Source organism: Microbacterium terregens (genome assembly GCF_039534975.1).
GTDB classification, from domain to species: Bacteria; Actinomycetota; Actinomycetes; order Actinomycetales; family Microbacteriaceae; genus Microbacterium; species Microbacterium terregens.
The window spans coordinates 216,597-234,938 of the sequence record NZ_BAAAWH010000001.1; the positions used below are offsets into that span (position 1 = coordinate 216,597).

The 18,342-nt window shown below is 67.6% G+C and carries 17 protein-coding genes; 6 read left to right on the top strand and 11 right to left on the bottom strand.

Annotated features, from left to right (window positions below; translation table 11 throughout):
- Positions 1–7: 7 nt before the first annotated feature.
- From ABD655_RS01010 to ABD655_RS01055, 10 genes are all read right to left on the bottom strand, one after another.
- Complete coding sequence (locus ABD655_RS01010; protein ID WP_344710758.1) at positions 8–1,096, bottom strand: zinc-binding dehydrogenase; 1,089 nt, start codon at positions 1,094–1,096, stop codon at positions 8–10.
- Positions 1,093–2,556 carry an aldehyde dehydrogenase gene (locus ABD655_RS01015; protein WP_344710760.1) on the bottom strand — a complete coding sequence of 488 codons (1,464 nt, stop codon included), beginning with the start codon at positions 2,554–2,556 and terminating at the stop codon, positions 1,093–1,095. The genes ABD655_RS01010 and ABD655_RS01015 overlap by 4 nt, the downstream gene beginning before the upstream one ends.
- A 37-nt stretch (positions 2,557–2,593) precedes the next feature.
- Positions 2,594–3,493 (bottom strand): sugar phosphate isomerase/epimerase family protein, encoded by a 900-nt coding sequence (locus ABD655_RS01020; protein ID WP_344710762.1) that lies wholly within the window; start codon positions 3,491–3,493, stop codon positions 2,594–2,596.
- Between the two features lie 14 nt (positions 3,494–3,507).
- A complete protein-coding gene (locus ABD655_RS01025) occupies positions 3,508–4,290 on the bottom strand; it encodes an SDR family NAD(P)-dependent oxidoreductase (RefSeq protein ID WP_344710764.1) in 783 nt (260 codons plus the stop codon).
- Between the two features lie 74 nt (positions 4,291–4,364).
- Positions 4,365–5,357 carry a sugar ABC transporter substrate-binding protein gene (locus ABD655_RS01030; RefSeq protein WP_344710766.1) on the bottom strand — a complete coding sequence of 331 codons (993 nt, stop codon included), beginning with the start codon at positions 5,355–5,357 and terminating at the stop codon, positions 4,365–4,367.
- Between the two features lie 87 nt (positions 5,358–5,444).
- Positions 5,445–6,434, bottom strand: a complete 990-nt coding sequence (locus tag ABD655_RS01035) for an ABC transporter permease (protein ID WP_344710768.1) — start codon at positions 6,432–6,434, stop codon at positions 5,445–5,447.
- On the bottom strand, positions 6,431–7,957 hold the full coding sequence (locus tag ABD655_RS01040) for a sugar ABC transporter ATP-binding protein (RefSeq protein WP_344710770.1): 1,527 nt from the start codon (positions 7,955–7,957) through the stop codon (positions 6,431–6,433). Before ABD655_RS01040 ends, ABD655_RS01035 begins: the two co-directional genes overlap by 4 nt.
- The gene (locus ABD655_RS01045) at positions 7,954–9,024 is read right to left on the bottom strand and encodes a zinc-dependent alcohol dehydrogenase (RefSeq protein ID WP_344710772.1); all 1,071 of its coding nucleotides are present in this window, start codon (positions 9,022–9,024) and stop codon (positions 7,954–7,956) included. Before ABD655_RS01045 ends, ABD655_RS01040 begins: the two co-directional genes overlap by 4 nt.
- Positions 9,025–9,060: 36 nt before the next feature.
- Entirely contained in the window at positions 9,061–10,026 is a 966-nt protein-coding gene (locus ABD655_RS01050) for a transketolase family protein (protein WP_344710774.1), read from the bottom strand.
- A complete protein-coding gene (locus ABD655_RS01055) occupies positions 10,026–10,904 on the bottom strand; it encodes a transketolase (protein WP_344710776.1) in 879 nt (292 codons plus the stop codon). Before ABD655_RS01055 ends, ABD655_RS01050 begins: the two co-directional genes overlap by 1 nt.
- 217 nt (positions 10,905–11,121) lie before the next feature.
- Between ABD655_RS01055 and ABD655_RS01060 the strand changes: the two genes are divergently transcribed.
- The 6 genes from ABD655_RS01060 (at position 11,122) to ABD655_RS01085 (ending at position 17,369) form a co-directional block, all read left to right on the top strand.
- The gene (locus tag ABD655_RS01060; protein ID WP_344710778.1) at positions 11,122–12,609 is read left to right on the top strand and encodes an aldehyde dehydrogenase family protein; all 1,488 of its coding nucleotides are present in this window, start codon (positions 11,122–11,124) and stop codon (positions 12,607–12,609) included.
- A gap of 181 nt (positions 12,610–12,790) precedes the next feature.
- Entirely contained in the window at positions 12,791–13,321 is a 531-nt protein-coding gene (locus tag ABD655_RS01065; protein ID WP_344710780.1) for a MarR family winged helix-turn-helix transcriptional regulator, read from the top strand.
- Positions 13,322–13,491: 170 nt separating this feature from the next.
- A complete protein-coding gene (locus ABD655_RS01070) occupies positions 13,492–14,298 on the top strand; it encodes a methylenetetrahydrofolate reductase (protein WP_344715623.1) in 807 nt (268 codons plus the stop codon).
- 27 nt (positions 14,299–14,325) lie between these two features.
- A complete protein-coding gene (purU, locus tag ABD655_RS01075) occupies positions 14,326–15,198 on the top strand; it encodes a formyltetrahydrofolate deformylase (protein WP_344710782.1) in 873 nt (290 codons plus the stop codon).
- Between the two features lie 57 nt (positions 15,199–15,255).
- Positions 15,256–16,674 (top strand): vanillate/3-O-methylgallate O-demethylase, encoded by a 1,419-nt coding sequence (ligM, locus tag ABD655_RS01080; RefSeq protein ID WP_344710784.1) that lies wholly within the window; start codon positions 15,256–15,258, stop codon positions 16,672–16,674.
- A gap of 107 nt (positions 16,675–16,781) precedes the next feature.
- Positions 16,782–17,369, top strand: a complete 588-nt coding sequence (locus ABD655_RS01085; protein WP_344710786.1) for a PadR family transcriptional regulator — start codon at positions 16,782–16,784, stop codon at positions 17,367–17,369.
- A gap of 37 nt (positions 17,370–17,406) precedes the next feature.
- Here ABD655_RS01085 and ABD655_RS01090 read toward each other — a convergent pair whose 3' ends face one another.
- On the bottom strand, positions 17,407–18,327 hold the full coding sequence (locus ABD655_RS01090) for a serine hydrolase (RefSeq protein ID WP_344710788.1): 921 nt from the start codon (positions 18,325–18,327) through the stop codon (positions 17,407–17,409).
- Between the last annotated feature and the right edge of the window lie 15 nt (positions 18,328–18,342).

An 18,342-nucleotide genomic window follows, 5' to 3' on the forward strand; every position in this document is an offset into this window, starting at 1 on the left:
ACCGGGATCAGAACCGGGTGATCACCGTCCGTGCGATCTTGCCCGAGCCGAGCGCGTCGTACGCGTCGTTGATCTCGTCGATGGCGATCTCGGATGCGATGAGGTCGGACAGGTTGAGCCGGCCCTGCAGGAACAGCGACGCGTAGAGCGGGATGTCGCGCTTGATGTTCGAGGATCCCATGTAGACCCCGTTCACCTTCTTCTGCTCCCGCAGCAGCCCGTTCGCGTCGAACTCGATCTTTCCCCCGGCGCCGTGGATGCCGATGAGGCTCGCGGTGCCGCCGACGCGGAGCATGGCGATCGCCTGCTCGGCGGTCTCCTTCCGGCCGATCACCTCGAATGCGTGGTCGACACCTCCCCCGGTGAGCTCACGCACCCGCGCCACCACGTCGCCCGCACCAGCGTTCACGCCGTCGGTCGCGCCGAAGGCGCGAGCGAGCTCGAGCTTCTCGTCGTTCAGGTCGATGCCGATGATCCGCGCCGCCCCGACCAGCCGGGCGCCGCTGACCACGTTCAGGCCCACGCCACCCAGGCCGATCACCGCGACCGTGTCGCCGGCGCGGACGCCCGCGGCGTTCAGCACGGCCCCCGCGCCGGTGATCGTGCCGCAACCGAGGACCGATGCTTCGGGGAACGGCACCGACTCGTCGATCCGCACGAGCTGGTTCTCGTGGATCAGCGCCTGCTCAGCGAATCCGGCAGTGCCCATCGCGGCGAGGATCGGCTCGCCGCGGCGGCTGAGCCGTGGCGGCGCATCGTCGGCCCGCAGCGTCGCCTCGGGGCGGAGGCAGCTGACCGTGCGCCCGCTCAGGCACTCCAGGCACGCGCCGCAGAACTGGACGAGCGAGCCGACCACGTGATCGCCGACGGCGAACTCGGTGACGTCCGGTCCGACCGCCGCGACGATCCCGGACACCTCGTGGCCCAGCACCATGGGTGGCGCCATTCCGAAGTCGTTCACGGCGAAGTGCAGGTCGGAGTGGCACAGCCCCGAGGCCTTGACGTCCACGAGAACCTCGCGGCCGGTGGGCTCGGCGATATCGATGTCCTCGATATCGAATCCGCCGCCGAAGGCGTTGACGACTGCTGCTCTCATGCGGATCGTCCGATGCTCGTGTTGATCGCCTTGGTGTTCAGATAGTTGTACAGAACCTCGGTGCCCTGTTCGCGACCGAGTCCCGACTCCTTGTAGCCGCCGAACGGCGTGGCCAGATCGGGCGCATAGCCGTTCACGCCGATCGTGCCGGTCTGCACGGCGCGCGCGATCTCCAGCGCGGCGGCCGTGTCGGCCGAGAAGACCGCCCCGCCGAGCCCGTAACGCGAGTCGTTCGCCAGCGCGATCGCCTCGTCGATGCCGTCGTACTCGAAGACGGTCACGACCGGGCCGAAGATCTCCTCGCGGGCGATCTGGGAATCGGCGGATGCCCCCGCGATGATCGTCGGCTCGTAGAAGTAGCCGCGCTCGCCGGGCAGGTCCCGGCCGCCGGTGAGGATCTGCGCGCCCTCGCCGCGGGCATCCTCGACCATGGTGCGCACCCGGCCGCGGATCCGCTCGGACACGAGAGGACCCATGTCCGTGGCAGAGTCGCGGGGGTCGCCGAGACGGAAGGACCGGGCGAGCTCCACCAAGCCCTCGAGGAGTTCGTCCTTCCGGGTGCGCGGCACGAGCACCCGCGAGAGCAGGAAGCAGGTCTGACCCGAGTTCATGAACGATCCGGAGCGCAGCCCGGCGAGAGTGACGTCGATGTCCGCGTCCTCGGCGATGATGGCCGCGGACTTGCCACCGAGTTCGAGCGTCACCGGGATGAGACGCTCACCGCAGTTGCGCGCGATGATGCGACCGGCGGCGGTCGAGCCGGTGAAGGCGATCTTGTCGACACCCGGATGCTTGACCAGGGCGTCGCCGGTCTCGCGACCACCCGTGACGACGTTGACCACGCCGGGCGGGAACCCGACGGCCTCGACCGCGGCGGCCAGGGCGAGCGCATCCAGCGGCGTCTCGGCAGCGGGCTTGATAACCACCGTGCAGCCCACGGCGAGCGCGGGGGCCAGTTTGGCCGAGAGGATGGACTGCGGGTAGTTCCACGGGGTGATGAGCCCGGCGACGCCGACCGGTTCGAGGCGGACCACCGAGGTGCCCGGTCCATTGGCGTTCTGCCGCTGCTCCTCGAAGGCGAAGCCGCGGATCATCTCGGCGAAGTACCGGAGATGCCGCGCCGGAAGAGCGATGTTGACGATCCGGGAGAAGCCGACCGGCTGGCCGATCTCGCCGGTGACCAGGCTGGCGGTGCCCTCCCCGCGGCGCTCCAGCTCATCGGCGAGGCGCTCCAGGTAACCGGCGCGCTCGTCCGGGGTCATTCGCGGCCAGGGTCCGTGGTCGAAGGCGGCTCGGGCCGCGCGCACGGCCGCATCGACATCGTCGAAGCTGCCGTCCGGTGCGACGCCCACGGTGGTGCGGGCGTACGGGTCCTCGACCTCGATGCGCAGGGTCGACCGCGCCGGCCGCCACTCCCCGCCGACGAACAGCCGGTTATCGGATTCCGTGATGATCGTCATTCGTTTCCTCCGTCTTGCGTGGTCAGCTTCGGTTCGATCAGATGCCGCGCGGCGGCGGGTTCGTGGTCCAGGCCCGCTGGACGAGACGCATCGCGTCGGTCGCCAGTTCGGCGCCCTGGTCGTACGGCGAGCGCCAGATGGCCAGCATGTCGGCGGCCCCGTCCGACAGCACGGAGCGCGAGAACGCCTCGACACCCCAGCGGCCCGAGTATCCGGCATCCCGAGCCGTACGCACGATGCGTTCGATGTCGACGGATCCCGTTCCGAGCCGGCCCCGGCCGGACTGTCCGAGCTCGAGGTACGACAGTTTGGGCAGGGCGAGCAGGACGGCCGCGGCCATGTCGGCTTCCTCGACGGCCATGTGGAAGGTGTCCAGGTGGATGCGCAGGTGCTCCGAGCCGCTTGCCGCGACGAATACCAACGCCTGGGCGGCCGTGTTGATCACCGAGGTCTCGTAGCGGTTGAGCACTTCGAAGGTCATCGTGATGCCGCGCTCGTGCGCGTAGTCCGCGACCGCGCCGACCTCGTGCGCGGCGCGGTCGAACGCCGCGGCCGAGGTGGGACCGGCGGGGTGGCCGAAGACACCGTAGGGAACGCCGTTCATCTGGTCCGAGCCGAGCGCCGCGGTGAGGTCCACACTCGCCCGCAGCGCGGCCGCGCCCGCAGCGCGCTCGTCAGCGTCGGCGGATGACACATCGGCGCCAGGCCCCTGTCCGGCGATCGTGATCGGCACGAGCCCGTGGTCGGCGAAGGCTGCGCGCAGCACGGCCGCGTCGGTCGACTCGGGATCGACCGGGGGCAGCACGACACGCGCGTAGCCGGCGGTGGCGATCGCGGCCAGCGCCTCCGGCAGTGTCCCGGGTGAAAGGTCGGGGACGACGACGTTGAGGTGGCACGCGACGTCGAGCGTGGTGGACGTAGTGGACTGTGCGGTCACGGCTCCCCCGCTCGCTAGAAGGTCGGCAGGTCGAGGCGCTGCTTGAACACCGAGTAGCCGTCGTCGACGTGCACGACGGTCCCGTTGATGACGTTCGACTCGTCCGAGGCCAGGAAGGCGACCACGTTGGCGATCTCTTCGGGCGCGGTCATCTTGTTGCGCAGCTGCTCGGACGCGAAGGTGCTCTTCAGGTCTTCGCTGAACTGGTTGATGATCGGCGTCCCGACGCGTCCGGGGGTGATGGCGACGGCACGGATGCCGAATTCGGCCAGCTCGTAGGCGGCCGAACGCGTGAAGGAGATGACCGCCGCCTTGGCGGCGCTGTAGGTGAACGACAGCTCAGCGGCCTGTTCGCCGTAGATCGAGGAGGTGCTGATGATGACGCCCCCCGTGCCCTGGTCGCGGAACTGACGGCCGGCGGCCAGGATGCCGTAGTAGACGCCGTCCTGATCCACGCGGATCATCGGGGCGTAGTCGACCGCGGGGTCGTGGTCCAGCAGCGGCTTGCCGCCGGCGATGCCGGCGTTGTTGAAGATGACGTCGAGACGCCCGTACACCTCGACCGCGCGTGCGACAGCGGCCTCGACGTCGGCGTACACCGAGACATCGGTCCGTACCGCCGTGGTCGAGCCTTCGAATCCCAGCGCGTCCACCTGCGCGACGACCTCTTCGGCCTGCGCCAGATTCATGTCGGCGATGACGACCTTGGCGCCCTCACGGACGAACTTCAGCACGGTGGCCTGTCCGATTCCGCTGGCGCCGCCGGTGATGACGGCTACTTTGCCTTCCAAACGCATGAGGATTCTCTTTCGTGGTGCGTGATGTGCGGGGGGAAACGTGGGGGCCGGTCGCCCGGCCCCCACGGGTGCGGCTAGAGCTTGTCCGACGGAGTGGTGTCGGCGGCGTTCTCCTTCGTCACGAGCGTCACATCGACGTCGACGAAGTTCTTGGCCGGCAGCTTGCCGTCCTTCTGGAATGCCACGACGTCCTCGATCAGCATGTCCAGAACGGCCGGCCAGGGCTGGTCGATCGTCGCCAGCATGTTGCCGCCCGCCTCGATTGCCGCGAGCGTCTCGGAGAGCGCGTCGACACCGGTCACCGGCGCGGTCGAGCCCGCTTCGGCCAGGCCCTGTGCGGCACCGAGTGCCGCGTCATCCCAGCCGGCCCACACGGCGTCCAGCCCGTCGGGGTTGGCGGAGAGGTAGTCGGAGACGAAGTTCAGCGCCTCGGTGCGGCCGGTGGCCGGGTTGGTCACCTGCTGGGGCTCGCCGCCCACGACCGTCGCCCCGGCCTTCTCGAATGCCGTGACAGCGAGCGCGGAGCGGAACCGGATGCCGGCGTGCGGGTCGTGGCCGATGACCATGACGGTCTTGCCTTCCAGGCCGCCGATCGACTCGTCGATCGCCTCCACCGTCTTGTCGACGATCTGCTGCTGGTTGGTGGTGATGTTGGTGACGAACGCATCGGTCGCCTCCGTGCCGGCGTCCATCGCGAAGATCGGGATCTCGGCGTCCTTCGCCGCTGTGACGATCGAGCCGATGGACGAGACATCGGTGTAGCCATCGAGGATGACGTCGGCGCCCTGGCCGATCGCGCTTTCGACGGCGGGGTTCATCTTCTGGAAGTCGAAGTCGCCCGGGATCATGGTCAGGTCCCAGCCCAGCTCATCCGCCTTGGCGGTGACGGCCTTGACCCACCATGCGCCGACCGGCGTCTGGTTGCCGGAGGTGAAGGCGATGACCTTGAGGGGCTCGTCTCCGCTTCCACCGCTGCTGTCGCCCGAACCCGAACCGGAACTGGAGCATCCGGTCAGTGCGAGAGCGGCCGCGGCGACCACGGCCGCGATCTTGAACGTGTTACGCATGTGTTGACTCCTTTGTGTGACTGCGTTTCTTGCTTCTTGATACCCACGCGGAACGGGTTCCGCGTGACGTTCGGCCGGATCGGGTCGCTATCTCTCCCGCGTCTTGAGACCGGACAGGACGACTGCGGCGATGATGATGAGCCCCGTCACCACCTGCTGGATGTAGGCGTTGACGCCGAGGATGTTCAAGCCGTTGCTCATCACGCCGATGATTCCCACGCCGATCATCGTGCCGCCGAGGTTGGCCGCCCCGGAGCGGATGACGGTCATGCCCAGGAAGACGGCCGCCACCGAGAACAGCGTGTTGTCGCCGCCTTGTTCGGCCGCGGCGCTGCCGAGCCGAGCGGCCAGCAGGATGCCGCCGATCGCGGAGATGAAGCCCGCCATCGTGAAGGCGAGCATCCGCGCCCAGCGCACGTTCACGCCGGACAGCCGTGCGACCTCTTCGTTGCCGCCGATCGCATGCAAGCGCCTACCCAGCGTCGTGAATCGCAGCAGTGCCCAGATGAGCACCGAGATCACGACGGCGAAGTACACCGGCAGCGGCACGTTGAGGAACCTGCCCTGTCCCAGCTCGTTGAACTCGGCCGGCATGCCGAACACCGTCGTGCCGCCGGTGACCAGATACGCCAACCCGATGACCGAGGTCATCGTGGCCAGGGTTGCGATGAACGCCGAGAGGCGCAGATAGGCGATCAGCACGCCGTTGACCAGTCCCACCAGTAGACCGACCGCGAGACCGGCCAGGATCGACACCGGCAGCGGGTTGTCCCCGAGCAGGAGCGCGGCCGTGACCGCGCCGGCGAGACTCGAGGTCGCTCCTACCGACAGATCGAAGTCGCCGACGACCATGACGATCGTCTGGGCCCCGGCGATGATCGCCAGGATCGAGATCTGGTACAGGATGTTGCGGATGTTCACGAACGACAGGAAGGTGTCGGGGCGCATCGCGAAGAAGAAGAGGATCAGCAGGATCAGCGCCACAATCGTGCCGCTCTGCAGGAGGACTCGTCCGGCCGTGCGCGACTGCTGGGCCATCATGGCCCCGGTCCGGGTCGGCTCCTTCTGAATCGTCATGATGTGGACCTTCCGTAGGCGTAAGAGAGGAGGAGTTCGTCGTCGGCGCCCTCTGCGGGGACGTCGCCCGAGATCGAGCCTTCGTGCATGATGAGGATGCGATCGCACATGCCGATCAGCTCGGGCAGTTCGGAGCTGACAGCGATCACGGTGGTGCCGCTCGCTGCGAGCTCGCGGATGAGGCGGTAGATCTCCGCTTTGGTTCCGACGTCGATGCCGCGGGTGGGCTCGTCCATCAGAAGGACCTTCGGCCGGCGCGCGAGCATCTTGGCCAGTACGACCTTCTGCTGGTTGCCACCGGAGAGCTCGCCGACGGTCTGGCGCGCGCTGCGCGCCTTGATCTGAAGGTCGGCCATGCCGCGGTTGGCTATCTGTGCGATCCGCTTGCCCGAGACCCAGCCGCCACGACTGACCGCCGGGATGTTGGCGAGGGCGATGTTGTCCTGGACGGACGAACCGAGCAGCACCCCCTGGCTGCGGCGCTCTTCCGGCACGAGCGCCATTCCGGCAGCGAGGACCCGGCCGACGCCGGCACGATGGGGGACGGCCACCCCACCCACGGTCACCGTTCCGGATTTCGCCCGCTGGGCCCCGGCGAGGATGCGCAGCAGCTCGCTGCGTCCGGAGCCGGCGAGGCCGCCGATGCCGAGGACCTCCCCCACGTGCGCCGTGAATGACACGTCCTTCACTCGCCGCCCCTGCAGATCCTCCACGGCGAGGGCGACCTCCGCGGTCGCCGTCCCCCGCTCGGGGTAGAGGGAGTCGGCGTTGCGGCCGACCATTGTCGAGATGACCTCGTTGATGGTCGTGTCGGCCACGTTCTTCGTGATGATCGTCTCGCCGTTGCGCATGATCGTGAGGCGGTCGCAGAGTTCGAAGACCTCCTCGAGCCGGTGGGAGACGTAGACGACTGCCACGCCCTCGTCGCGGAGGGAGCGCAGGACGGTGAAGACCTCGCGGATCTCGGTGTCGGTGAGCGATGCCGTCGGCTCGTCCAGGATCAGGACCCGCGCATCCGTGGCCAGAGCACGCGCGACCGCGACCATCGTCTGCTGCACCGGCGACAGGTCGCCGGCCAGCTTGCGCATCGAGATCTTCTGGTTCAGCCGATCGAGCTGCACACGGGCCTGACGCCGGAGCGCGCGGCCGTTGACGATGCCGGCCCGACTGGGCAGCTGCTCTCCGAGCAGCACGTTCTCGGCGACCGAGGTCGTCGGCACGATCGAGAGCTCCTGGTAGAGCGCCACGATGCCGGCCTTGTGAGCTGCGCGGACGTTGGCGAACTCGACCTCCTCGCCGTTGCGATGGATCTGTCCCGAGTCGGGTGCGTAGAGACCCGTGATGACCTTGATGAGCGTCGACTTGCCGGCACCGTTCTCGCCGAGGAGTGCGTGGATCTCGCCGGGTTGGACCGACAGCTGCACACCCTTCAATGCGTGGACACCGTCGAAGCTCTTCACGATATCGACGGCCTCGAGAGCTGGGGTCGCGGTGAGGACGGCCTCGCTCGCGGGCAGCGTCATGACGCAGTCCCGGAGTCTTCGATGTCGTTGCAGCGGATCAGCACCTTCGCATAGGCACCGCTGATGTGCGTGGCGAACGCCTCGGCGGCATCTTCGAGGTCGAACACCGACTGGGTCAGATCGTCCAGCTCCAGGTAGGGCAGGAGCTGCAGGGCTCGCGGGAATGCGTAGGGCGAGACGAAGACGCCGGTGAGGGTGAGTTCCTTCAGATAGAGGTAGTCCGAGAGGTTCAGCGGCATCTCGAAGTCGTGCGGATACATCGCCCCGTAGATGACCGTCGCACCCTTCGCGGCGATATCGAGCAGGCCCCGCACGGCACGAGCGGACCCGGAGGCGTCGATCACGACGTCGAACCCGGCGCCCTGCGTGATCTCCTCCGACCGCTGGTACTGATCCTCGGTGACCGGGTCGATGACGGCATCCGCTCCGTGCCGCAGAGCCATCTCGCGGCGTTCGGCGATCGGCTCGATGAGAGTGAGTGAGGTCGCGCCGTTGCGCTTCATGACCTGCAGCGCGAGTTGGCCGATCGGGCCGCCCCCGCAGATCGCGACGCGGTCGCCGACCTTGATGTGGGTCTTATCGGCGATGCGCACCGCCACCGAGATGGGCTCCAGGAGGCATCCGTGCAGGAGCGATACCGAGTCGGGCAGCTTGTACACCTGCGACTCGTGCCAGGTCACCGTCTCTGCCATGCCGGGCCGGTTGTAATCCTGAATGTGCTCGCAGAACTGCTGCTTGCCGGCACGGCAGGGTGTGCACGTGCCGCAGAAGCGCAGGAAGTTCCCGGCGACGCGGTCGCCGATCTGCAGCCCGTTGCGGTGCGCGCGGTCCCCGAGCGCCTCGACCACGCCGGACAGCTCGTGGCCCAGACCGATCGGGACGTCGGTGCCGAAGAATCCCTCGGCCAGGTGCGGGTCGGATCCGCAGATGGCCGAGTAGGCCACACGGATCCGGACGTCCTCCGGGCCCAGTGGCTGGTCGGGGAAGTCCACGACGCCGATGCGGCCCCGCGTAACTTCATCCGGATCGCGCAGGCTGCCGATCTTGGTGACCGCGACTGTTCTCATTCGTCTCTCCGTTGGGCGAGCGGGGGCCGTCGGGCGTCAGTCGCCGGCGGCGAGAACGCGGCGGGTCGCGGCGATGGTCGCGGTCAGGCCGTAGCCGTGCTTGTCGCGCAGCTCCTCGTCCTCGCCGAAGCCGGCGTAGACCTGCGGGATGCCGAGCCGCTCGAACGCGGTCAGATGGATGCCGCGGTCGGCGATCACGTCCGCCACCCGGGAGGCGAGACCGCCGTAGGCGAGGTGGTCCTCGAGGATCACGAACCGTCCGCCGGTCTCGGCGGCGCACTGCGCGATGAGTTCCTCGTCGATCGGCTTGAGCGTGAACATGTCCACCACGCGGACAGACCGGCCGTCCTTCGCGAGCTCCTCAGCGGCATCCAGTGCCTGGGCCACGACCGTGCCGTGCGTGAAGATCGTCGCGTCCGTGCCCTCGCGGGCGATGATGCCCTTGCCGATGCGGATCTCGTGCTGTCCGGGTTCGTAGAGGACCTTGTCCTTCTTGCCGACGGCGAGACGGATGTAGATCGGACCCTCCATCGTCATCGACTGCCGAATGATCTCGCCCACCATCAGCGGGTCACCGACCGAGGTGACCGTCATGTTGGTCAGCGCGCACATCAACGCGAGGTCCTCGACGGCGTAGTGGGTGGAGCCGCCGTTGCCGACCAGTCCGCCGTGGGTGCCGATGATCTTCACCGGCAGATTCGGGTAGCAGACGTCGCTGCGGACCTGTTCCAGCGCCCGCATGCTCAAGAACGGCAGCATGCCCGACACGACGGGGATGTTCCCGTCGTAGGCCAATCCGGCGGCGATGCCGACGCACACCTGCTCGGCCAGCCCCACGTCCAGGAATCGCTCCGGGAACTTGTCGCGGAACTCCACCAGGGTCGCGCCGATGTCTGGGGTGAGCACCCAGAGGTTCGGGTAGTCGTCGCCGAGCTCGGCGAGGGTCGTTCCGATCACGGAACGGGCGGAGAGCATCTCTCCGAAGGTGAAGGTAACGGGCATCAGACGGACTCCTTCTGGCGGGATGCCTCGAGCGCTGCCATCGCGCGCTCCAGATCGGCGGCGCCGAGCGAGCCGGCGTGCCAGGCGAGGTTGCGCTCCATGAAGTCGACGCCCTTGCCCTTGACGGTTTCGCAGATGACCACGGTGGGGCGGTTGCTGTCCGTGGCCGGGAGCGCATCGATCGCCTCGACCAGCTGGCCCATGTCGTGGCCGTCGATGTGCACGACATTCCAGCCGAACGCCGCCCACTTGTCCGGATACGGCTCGAAGACGACCCGCTCCTCGGCGAAGCTCGTCATCATCTGACGGTTGCGGTCCACGAACGCCACGAGATTGCCGAGCTCATTGCTGCGCGCGGCCATCGCCGCTTCCCACACCGACCCCTCGCCGGTCTCCCCGTCGCCGAGCAGACACACGACGCGGTGCGATTCGCCACGACCCCGGGCGCTCAGCGCCATGCCGACCGCGATCGGCAGACCGTGCCCCAAAGACCCGGTGGAGCACTCCACACCTGGCAGCTGCACCTTGCACGGGTGCATCCCATACGCACTGTCGAGCTGCCCGTATGTGTCGACGATCCCCTCATAGGAGAAGAACCCGCGGATCGACATCGCGATGTACATGCACACCGCCGCGTGACCCTTGCTCAGAACGAAGCGGTCGCGCTCCGGGTTGCGCAGATCGGTCGGGTCCACGTGCAGGCCGTACTCGAACAGCGCGGTGAAGATGTCCGCCGCGGACAGATCGCCGCCGATATGAACGGCGCCCTCATAGGTGCCGCACAGGTGCAGCAGCTTCGACCTCAGCTCGAACGCGAGATCTTCCAGCTCCTCGACGGTGCGCGGGTTCTCCCGCTTCTGAAGCGTCGCTTCACCCATCACATGCCTCCTCATCGATGACACGGACATCTCTGAGGCGGCATGGCGCGCGTCCTCAGCGACTCTCGCTTGCGATCGGATCCGTGTTCCGGACCTCGACTGAGCGACAATAACACGAAGTGATTTACAAGTAAACAGGAATGCACGTAAACTTGTTTACGATGCTCATAGGCATCAGTGGTGCATATGCAAGTCACAGAGAGGTGCTTGATCAGTCATGACTGAAACGTTGGAGACCGTTCGAACGGGTCTGTTCATCGGTGGGGTGGAGCGGTCCACTGCCGAGTCGCTTGCGGTTGCGGATCCGGGTAAGCCGGGTGTGATCGTGGGGTATGCGGCGTCTGCCACGGAGGAGGATGTCGCGGATGCGGTGGCCGCGGCGAAGGGTGCGTTCCCGGCGTGGTCGGCGTTGAGCGCGACCGAGCGGGCCGGGGTGATGGCCGAGGCGATCGCCGGGATCGCGGATGAGCGTGATGCGGATGCGGCGATCCTGTCGCAGGAGAACGGCAAGGTCCGGTTCGAGGCGTGGGTGGACGCGCTGGTGTTCGAGATCCGTTGGAACCTCGCGTTGATGGTCGCCGATGAGGTGGACACCGGCAAGGTCCTCCCGGTGGTCCCGGGTATCCCGGTCGAGACGGTCGTGTCGTACCAGGCGTTGGGTGTGGTGACCCTGATCGTGCCGTTCAACTGGCCGATCGCGATCCTCGGCGCCGCGCTGCCGCACGCGCTGCTGGCCGGTAACACCGCGATCGTGAAGCCGCCGCCCTCGACGCCGTTGGCGTTGACCCGTGTGATCCAGCGGATCGCGCAGAAGCTTCCCGCCGGGGTGCTGAACGTGGTCACCGGCAAGGACGAGAACATGTCCGGCCTGATCTCGAACACCGATATCGCGAAGGTGTGCTTCACCGGCAGCGTCAACGGCGGCAAGCGGATCATGCAGATGGCCGCGACCTCGCTCACCCGGGTCACGCTCGAGCTGGGCGGGAACGACGCGGCGATCTTCCTCGAGGACGCCATCATCGATGACACCCACCTGGACCGTCTCTACGCGGCGATCTACGACACCACCGGGCAGATCTGCATGAACGCCAAACGCGTCTACGTGCACAACTCCCGGCTGGACGAGGTCGTCGCCGGGCTCAGCGCCCGGCTGGAGAAGGTGGTCCTCGGATACGGGCTGGACGAGGGCACCACGATGGGGCCGCTACACCAGTCCGCGCAGAAGGCGTTCGTGGAGGAGCTCATCCAGGAGGCCAAGGACGCCGGCGCCGACGTGCGCGAGTTCGGCGAGCTCCCCGGTGGGGACCTTGCCGGCGGGAACTTCCTGCGCCCGGCGATCGTGGTCGGCGCCGACCCCGCACTGCGCGTGGTCACCCAGGAGCAGTTCGGTCCGGTCATCCCGATCATCGGCTTCGACACCGAGGACGAAGCGATCACGGCAGCCAACGACACCTGGGCGGGCCTGTGCGGGTCGGTCTGGACCGCCGACGCGGACGCCGCCACCCGGGTCGGCGGGCAACTCGCCTGCGGCTACGTGTGGGTCAACGACCACGGCGCGACCCGCCTGGACCTGCGCGCCCCGTTCGGCGGCATGAAGCAATCCGGATTCGGCCGCGAACAGGGCATCGAAGGCATCCGCGCCTTCCAAGACACCCGCTCCATCGCCACCATCGACGCCACCGCGCTCGCCGCACAGGCGCACTGATGGGCGGTCGCGGCCGGCATCCTCGGCTTCCCGGGTCGAGGGTGTCGGCCGCGGCACCCTTCGCGCCTCCGCGTGGGCGGCTGACGACGATCCCAGTGGTCTCGTTCAGCCCGCTCGATAGACTCACGTCACGGAATCTGCCGTGATCCGTCGCTGGAACGGAGTCCGATTGACTGGCGACTTGGACGCTGACGCCGGGCCCCTGTTCGTCGGCGGCCCGGAGATCGTCACCGCACCTTTGGAGGACGTGATCGACACGGAGAAGTTCACGCCGCGGCTGATCGCCCTGCTGTCGAACGCGCTCGTCTGGCGGGAGTCGCGCCTGCTGCGGCAGGAGTTCAGCCTGGGCACGAACGATTGGCGGGTCATCTCCGCGCTGGCGATCCGGCCCGGTGCCACCTCCAGCGACATCTCCGAATTCGTGGCGATGAACAAGGCGGTGGTCTCCAAGAGCGTCAACACGCTCATCACCCGCGGACTGATCGTTCCAGCCGACGGTGCCCGCGGGTCGCGTCCCCTCTACCTCACCCGCGAGGGCGCGGATATGCACGTCCGCATGATGCCGATCTCACTGGAGGGGCAGGAGATCGTGCTCGGCGACCTGAGCTCCGCCGAGATCGACCAGCTCAACTCTCTGCTCGGCAGGCTCCTTCAGAAGATGCCCGAGCTCTCGCGCGCGTCCGAGTCGCCCGCGCCCGCAGACGCGGGCTGACGAGCGATTTACCTATAGACATTCCCTATGTACATAGGTACTGTGGAGGGCGGAAGGCACAGACGACTTCCGACTGAAAGCGGAAAGGACCTCGATCAGTGTCAAAGACCACGCATGTGACCGCGAACCGTGAGGCAGCGCTTCAGCTGGTGAACGGCTACTCCCTGGAGATGACCGGCAAGGATGTGCCGGGCCTCATCGAGGCGAAGGACGCGATCCCCGCCGGCACCAAGATCAACGTGACCTTCCTCGGCAACGAGGACCTGGAGATGCGCATTGCGGCGTCCAAGGCTGTCCGGGAACTCGGCTTCATCCCCGTCCCCCACATCTCCGCGCGGCGCCTGGCCTCGCGCGCTCAGCTCGAGGAGTTCCTCGATCGCCTGCAGGATGTCGGCGCGACCGAGCACGTCTTCGTCGTCGGTGGCGACCCGGCCACGCCGGAGGGCCCGTACGAGGACTCCTACGACGTGATCCGCACGGGCCTGCTGCGCGACTACGGCGTCAAGGAGGTCTCCATCGCCGGCTACCCCGAGGGGCACCCGGACATCAAGGAAGACGTCCTCTGGCGCGCACTGGAGGACAAGTCCCTCTCCCTCAAGCAGCAGGGACTGGACGCGACCATCCTCACCCAGTTCGCTTTCGACACCGACCCGGTGATCGCCTGGGTCGAAGCAGTCCGCGCCCGCGGCATCGAGAGCACCATCCGCATCGGCACGCCCGGACCCGCCGGCATCAAGCGTCTGATCGGGTTCGCCCGCCGCTTCGGCGTCGGCGCGAACGCGATGATCGTGAAGAAGTACGGTTTCTCGCTGACCAACCTGATGGGCACCGCAGGTCCGGACAAGTTCGTCACCGACCTGTCCGCGCTGCTGGCCGAGGACCCGGCTTCGGGCGACGTCAAGCTGCACTTCTACACGTTCGGCGGCCTGCTGGCGACCGCCGACTGGGCCCGCGGCTACGCCGCCGCCCAGTCCTGACGGCCGCCCGAGGCCTGAGGAGAAGTCATGACTCTGCAGAATGAATCACTGCGCGATCACGCCTGCCTGATCGTGCACGGCCCGGACAAGCCGGGCATCGTCGCGGCGGTGACGGCGCTGATCACCCGCAACAAGGGCAATATCGTCACGTTGGACCAGTACTCCGACGACGCGAACGGCGGCGCGTTCTTCCAGCGCGTCGTCTTCCACCGTCCCGACCTGAGCGCAGCGATGCCCGACATCGAGGCGGACCTGGCCGACACGGTCACCGCGCTGGGCCTGGAGTGGACCCTGACGGACCAGTCCGTGCCCAAGCGGATGGCGATCCTCGCCTCCACCTCGGACCACTGCCTGCTCGAGCTGCTCTGGCGGCACCGCCGCGGTGAACTGCCGGTCACCATCCCGATGGTGATCTCCAACCACACCAACGTCGCCGCGGACGTCCGCTCGTTCGGCATCCCGTTCTTCCACGTCCCCTCCCAGGGACCGGACAAGTCCGAGGCCGAAGCGAAGATCCTGGAGCTGCTGAAGGGCAACGTCGACTTCATCGTCCTCGCCCGCTACATGCAGATCATCTCGGAGGACTTCCTCGACAGCGTCGGGGTTCCGGTGATCAACATCCACCACTCGTTCCTGCCCGCCTTCATCGGCGCCGCTCCCTACCGCAAGGCCAAGGAGCGCGGCGTGAAGCTGATCGGTGCGACCTCGCACTACGTCACGAAGGACCTGGACGAGGGGCCGATCATCGAGCAGGACGTTGCCCGCGTGGACCACGCCCACTCGGCCGCCGACCTCCAGGCCCGCGGGGCCTATGTCGAACGCGCCGTGCTCTCCCGTGCCGTGCAGTGGCACGCCCAAGACCGCGTCATCCGACACGGCAACCAGACCATCGTCTTCTGACGACCACCGATGCCTCACCCCGGGGCATCCATCCACCGAACAGAGAGGTTCCCTCCTATGGCACCGAAGAATCTTCAGGAAGTGCTCGACGCGGCCAAGAGCCCCGTTGAGCTCCTGCGCAACTCGCAGATCGGCTCGTACATCTACCCGGTCGTCCCCGCCGACTTCCAGAACTGGATCAAGGAGCAGAAGGCCTGGCGCGACACGGCCGTCCTCTACGACCAGTCGCACCACATGGACAACGTGTTCCTCAAGGGTTCCGACGCCATCAAGCTGATCTCGGACACCGCCATCAACTCGGTCGCGAACTTCGCGGTGAACAAGGCGAAGCAGTACGTTCCGACGACGGCCTCCGGCCACGTCATCGGTGACGGCATCCTCTTCCGCGAGGCCGAGGACGAGTACGTGTACGTGGGCCGCGCGCCCGCGTCCAACTGGCTGCTCTTCCACGGTGAGACCGGCGGATACCAGAACCTCGAGATCAGCGCCGACCGTCGTTCGCCCTCGCGTCCGTACGGCCACGCCGTCACTCGCCAGTACTACCGCTTCCAGATCCAGGGCCCCAACGCCTGGGCCGTCATCGAGAAGCTCAACGGCGGACCGCTGGAGAAGCTCGGCTTCTTCAACATGTCGACGATGAAGATCGCCGGCAAGGATGTCCGCACGCTGCGTCACGGCATGGCCGGCGCTCCCGGGCTCGAGATCTGGGGCCCGTACGCCGACCACGACGTCATCCGCGACGCGATCGTCGAAGCCGGTGTCGAATTCGGTCTGGTCCCCGTCGGTTCGCGTGCGTACCCGTCGAACACGCTCGAGTCCGGCTGGATCCCCTCGCCGCTGCCCGCCATCTACACCGGCGAAGCAGAGCGCGCATACCGCGAGTGGCTCGGTGTCGACAGCTACGAGGCCACCGGCACGCTCGCCGGCTCGTTCGTCTCGGACAACATCGAGGACTACTACCTCACGCCGTGGGAACTCGGCTACGGCTCGTTCGTGAAGTTCGACCACGACTTCATCGGCCGTGACGCGCTCGAGAAGATCGATCCCGCCTCGCAGCGCAAGAAGGTCACGCTCGCCTGGAACGCCGAGGACCTCGGCAAGGTGTGGACGTCACTGCTGAACGTCGACGGACCCAACTACAAGTTCTTCGACCTGCCGCTGGCCAACTACGGCTCGGCGAACTACGACGCGGTCGTCGACGCCAACGGCACCACCGTCGGCCTGTCGATGTTCACCGGCTACTCGGCCAACGAGCGTCGCGGCCTCTCGCTCGGTCTGGTCAACCCGGACGTCCCCGAGGGCACCGAGCTCAAGGTCGTCTGGGGCGAGCCGAACGGCGGCACCAGCAAGGCATCGGTCGAGCCCCACGAGCAGACCGAGGTCCGCGCCGTGGTCAGCCCCGTGCCGTACTCGACCGTCGCTCGCGCGACCTACCAGGGCGGCTGGCGCACCGGCTACGACAACGCCTCTGCGTAGCTGAACGACTCGAGGGGGTTCGCCCGCACAGGCTCATTTCGCCTGTCCGCGGGTGGGCCCCCTCGCACCATTGATAGCCTCGGTGTCACCCGCTGGAAGGAGGACCCATGAGTCTGCGTTATGCCCTGCTTGCGCTGCTGCGCGTGGGTCCGCAGTCGGGCTACGACCTGCAGAAGCAGTTCACCGAGTCGGTCGGCCATGTCTGGCACGCGCCGGACTCGCAGATCTATCCCGAGCTGCGCAAGATGGAGGCCGAGGGCCTGATCGAGGGTGAGGAGCAGGTGCGCGGCGCCCGCGGCACCCGGCGCCTATACCACGTGACCAGGACCGGCGACCAGGCGTTCCTCACCTGGATGGCCGATCCTCTGCACTATCAGCGGGTCCGCGACCCGGCGCACCTTCGCGCGGCGTATCTGGAGACGACGACTCCCGAGGCGGCGCGGGCGTTCCTGCGCGCCCACATCACGCAGTGGGAGAGCGAGCTCGGAGTGTGGGAGAACGAACTGCGCCGTATCGCCGCGCGCGACAACCCCATGCTGATCCGGCGCCTCGCTGCCACGCCGGAGGACGAGCGCGACCGCACCCTCGCGTACAAGCGCTTCGCGTACGAAGGCCTCGTCGACCGCGCCCGCATCGAGATCGAGTGGGCGCACCGAGGGCTCGCCCTGGTCGACGAGCTGGAAGTCTCCCCTTAGCGGCAGGCCGCACCGGGGCGACGCCGTCGGCGCCGGCTCAGAACACGTACTCCATCAGGTCGACCCCGAGCGTGCGGAACGCCTCGTGCGCGCGCAGCCGATGCGTGATCGACAGGTCGTCGAAGCAGACGATGAGCGCGTAGGACACGCCCGCCCGGGGACCCGCCAGGACTCCCGCCTCGGCACGGATGCCGGCATCCTGCCCCGTCTTGTTCACGAAGAGCAGCCCGTGCTCGTCGTTCTCGTGCGAGAAGGGGTCGAGGCCGGTCGCCGACGCGACCAGCGACAGGTCGTGGTTGAGGCTGAGCCACTCGGCGACCTGGGCGCTGACGCCGGCGGAGACGACCTCTGAGTTCACGAGGGCGGCGAACAGCTCGGACAGCTCACGGGCAGAACCGAGCGCGACGTGCGGGGCGTCGTCGGGTCCGCGTTCGTCGCGGAACACGTCCAGCAGGGCCGAATGCGCAAGGCCGAGCTGCTCGATGCGGGCGCGGACAGCGGGAAGCCCGACGCGCTCGATCAGCGCGTTCGTGGCGAGGGCGTCCCCGGTCGCCGCGGCCAGGACCGCGAGGTCCGACAGCGGCAGGGCGGGAGCCTTCAGGTGCTGCCAGACCCCGGCGATGGCGACCTGATCGAGCGCGGAACGATCGATGATCTCCAGCGGATCGAGGGCGCCCGACTCGAAGCCGGCGGCGATCTCGACCAGCAACGGCACCACCCCGAGGCCGGCGACCGGAAGCATCTCGTGGTCGTCCCCGGCGAGCACGGCGCTGCCGCGGTCGAGATCGGTGATGCGGACAGCGACCCGCGCACCGGACGCGGCGAGCTGATCGAGCACCTTCAGCGTCGACGTGAAAGACCTGCGACCGATCGCGGCCCGTCGCGGCAGCCGTCTGTTGCTTCGTCGCGACCCCCGCAGCGACTCTGCGTCCCGTTTGGGCTCTGGGGCAATGCCCACCAGTGTTCCTTCCGG

Bases quoted from the DNA above. Each gene is read 5' to 3' on its own strand.
- ABD655_RS01010 (WP_344710758.1), bottom strand. From the start codon at position 1,096: ATGAGAGCAGCAGTCGTCAACGCCTTCGGCGGCGGATTCGATATCGAG.
- ABD655_RS01015 (WP_344710760.1), bottom strand. From the start codon at position 2,556: ATGACGATCATCACGGAATCCGATAACCGGCTGTTCGTCGGCGGGGAG.
- ABD655_RS01025 (WP_344710764.1), bottom strand. From the start codon at position 4,290: ATGCGTTTGGAAGGCAAAGTAGCCGTCATCACCGGCGGCGCCAGCGGA.
- ABD655_RS01030 (WP_344710766.1), bottom strand. From the start codon at position 5,357: ATGCGTAACACGTTCAAGATCGCGGCCGTGGTCGCCGCGGCCGCTCTC.
- ABD655_RS01035 (WP_344710768.1), bottom strand. From the start codon at position 6,434: ATGACGATTCAGAAGGAGCCGACCCGGACCGGGGCCATGATGGCCCAG.
- ABD655_RS01040 (WP_344710770.1), bottom strand. From the start codon at position 7,957: ATGACGCTGCCCGCGAGCGAGGCCGTCCTCACCGCGACCCCAGCTCTC.
- ABD655_RS01045 (WP_344710772.1), bottom strand. From the start codon at position 9,024: ATGAGAACAGTCGCGGTCACCAAGATCGGCAGCCTGCGCGATCCGGAT.
- ABD655_RS01050 (WP_344710774.1), bottom strand. From the start codon at position 10,026: ATGCCCGTTACCTTCACCTTCGGAGAGATGCTCTCCGCCCGTTCCGTG.
- ABD655_RS01055 (WP_344710776.1), bottom strand. From the start codon at position 10,904: ATGGGTGAAGCGACGCTTCAGAAGCGGGAGAACCCGCGCACCGTCGAG.
- ABD655_RS01060 (WP_344710778.1), top strand. From the start codon at position 11,122: ATGACTGAAACGTTGGAGACCGTTCGAACGGGTCTGTTCATCGGTGGG.
- ABD655_RS01070 (WP_344715623.1), top strand. From the start codon at position 13,492: ATGACCGGCAAGGATGTGCCGGGCCTCATCGAGGCGAAGGACGCGATC.
- purU (WP_344710782.1), top strand. From the start codon at position 14,326: ATGACTCTGCAGAATGAATCACTGCGCGATCACGCCTGCCTGATCGTG.
- ligM (WP_344710784.1), top strand. From the start codon at position 15,256: ATGGCACCGAAGAATCTTCAGGAAGTGCTCGACGCGGCCAAGAGCCCC.
- ABD655_RS01085 (WP_344710786.1), top strand. From the start codon at position 16,782: ATGAGTCTGCGTTATGCCCTGCTTGCGCTGCTGCGCGTGGGTCCGCAG.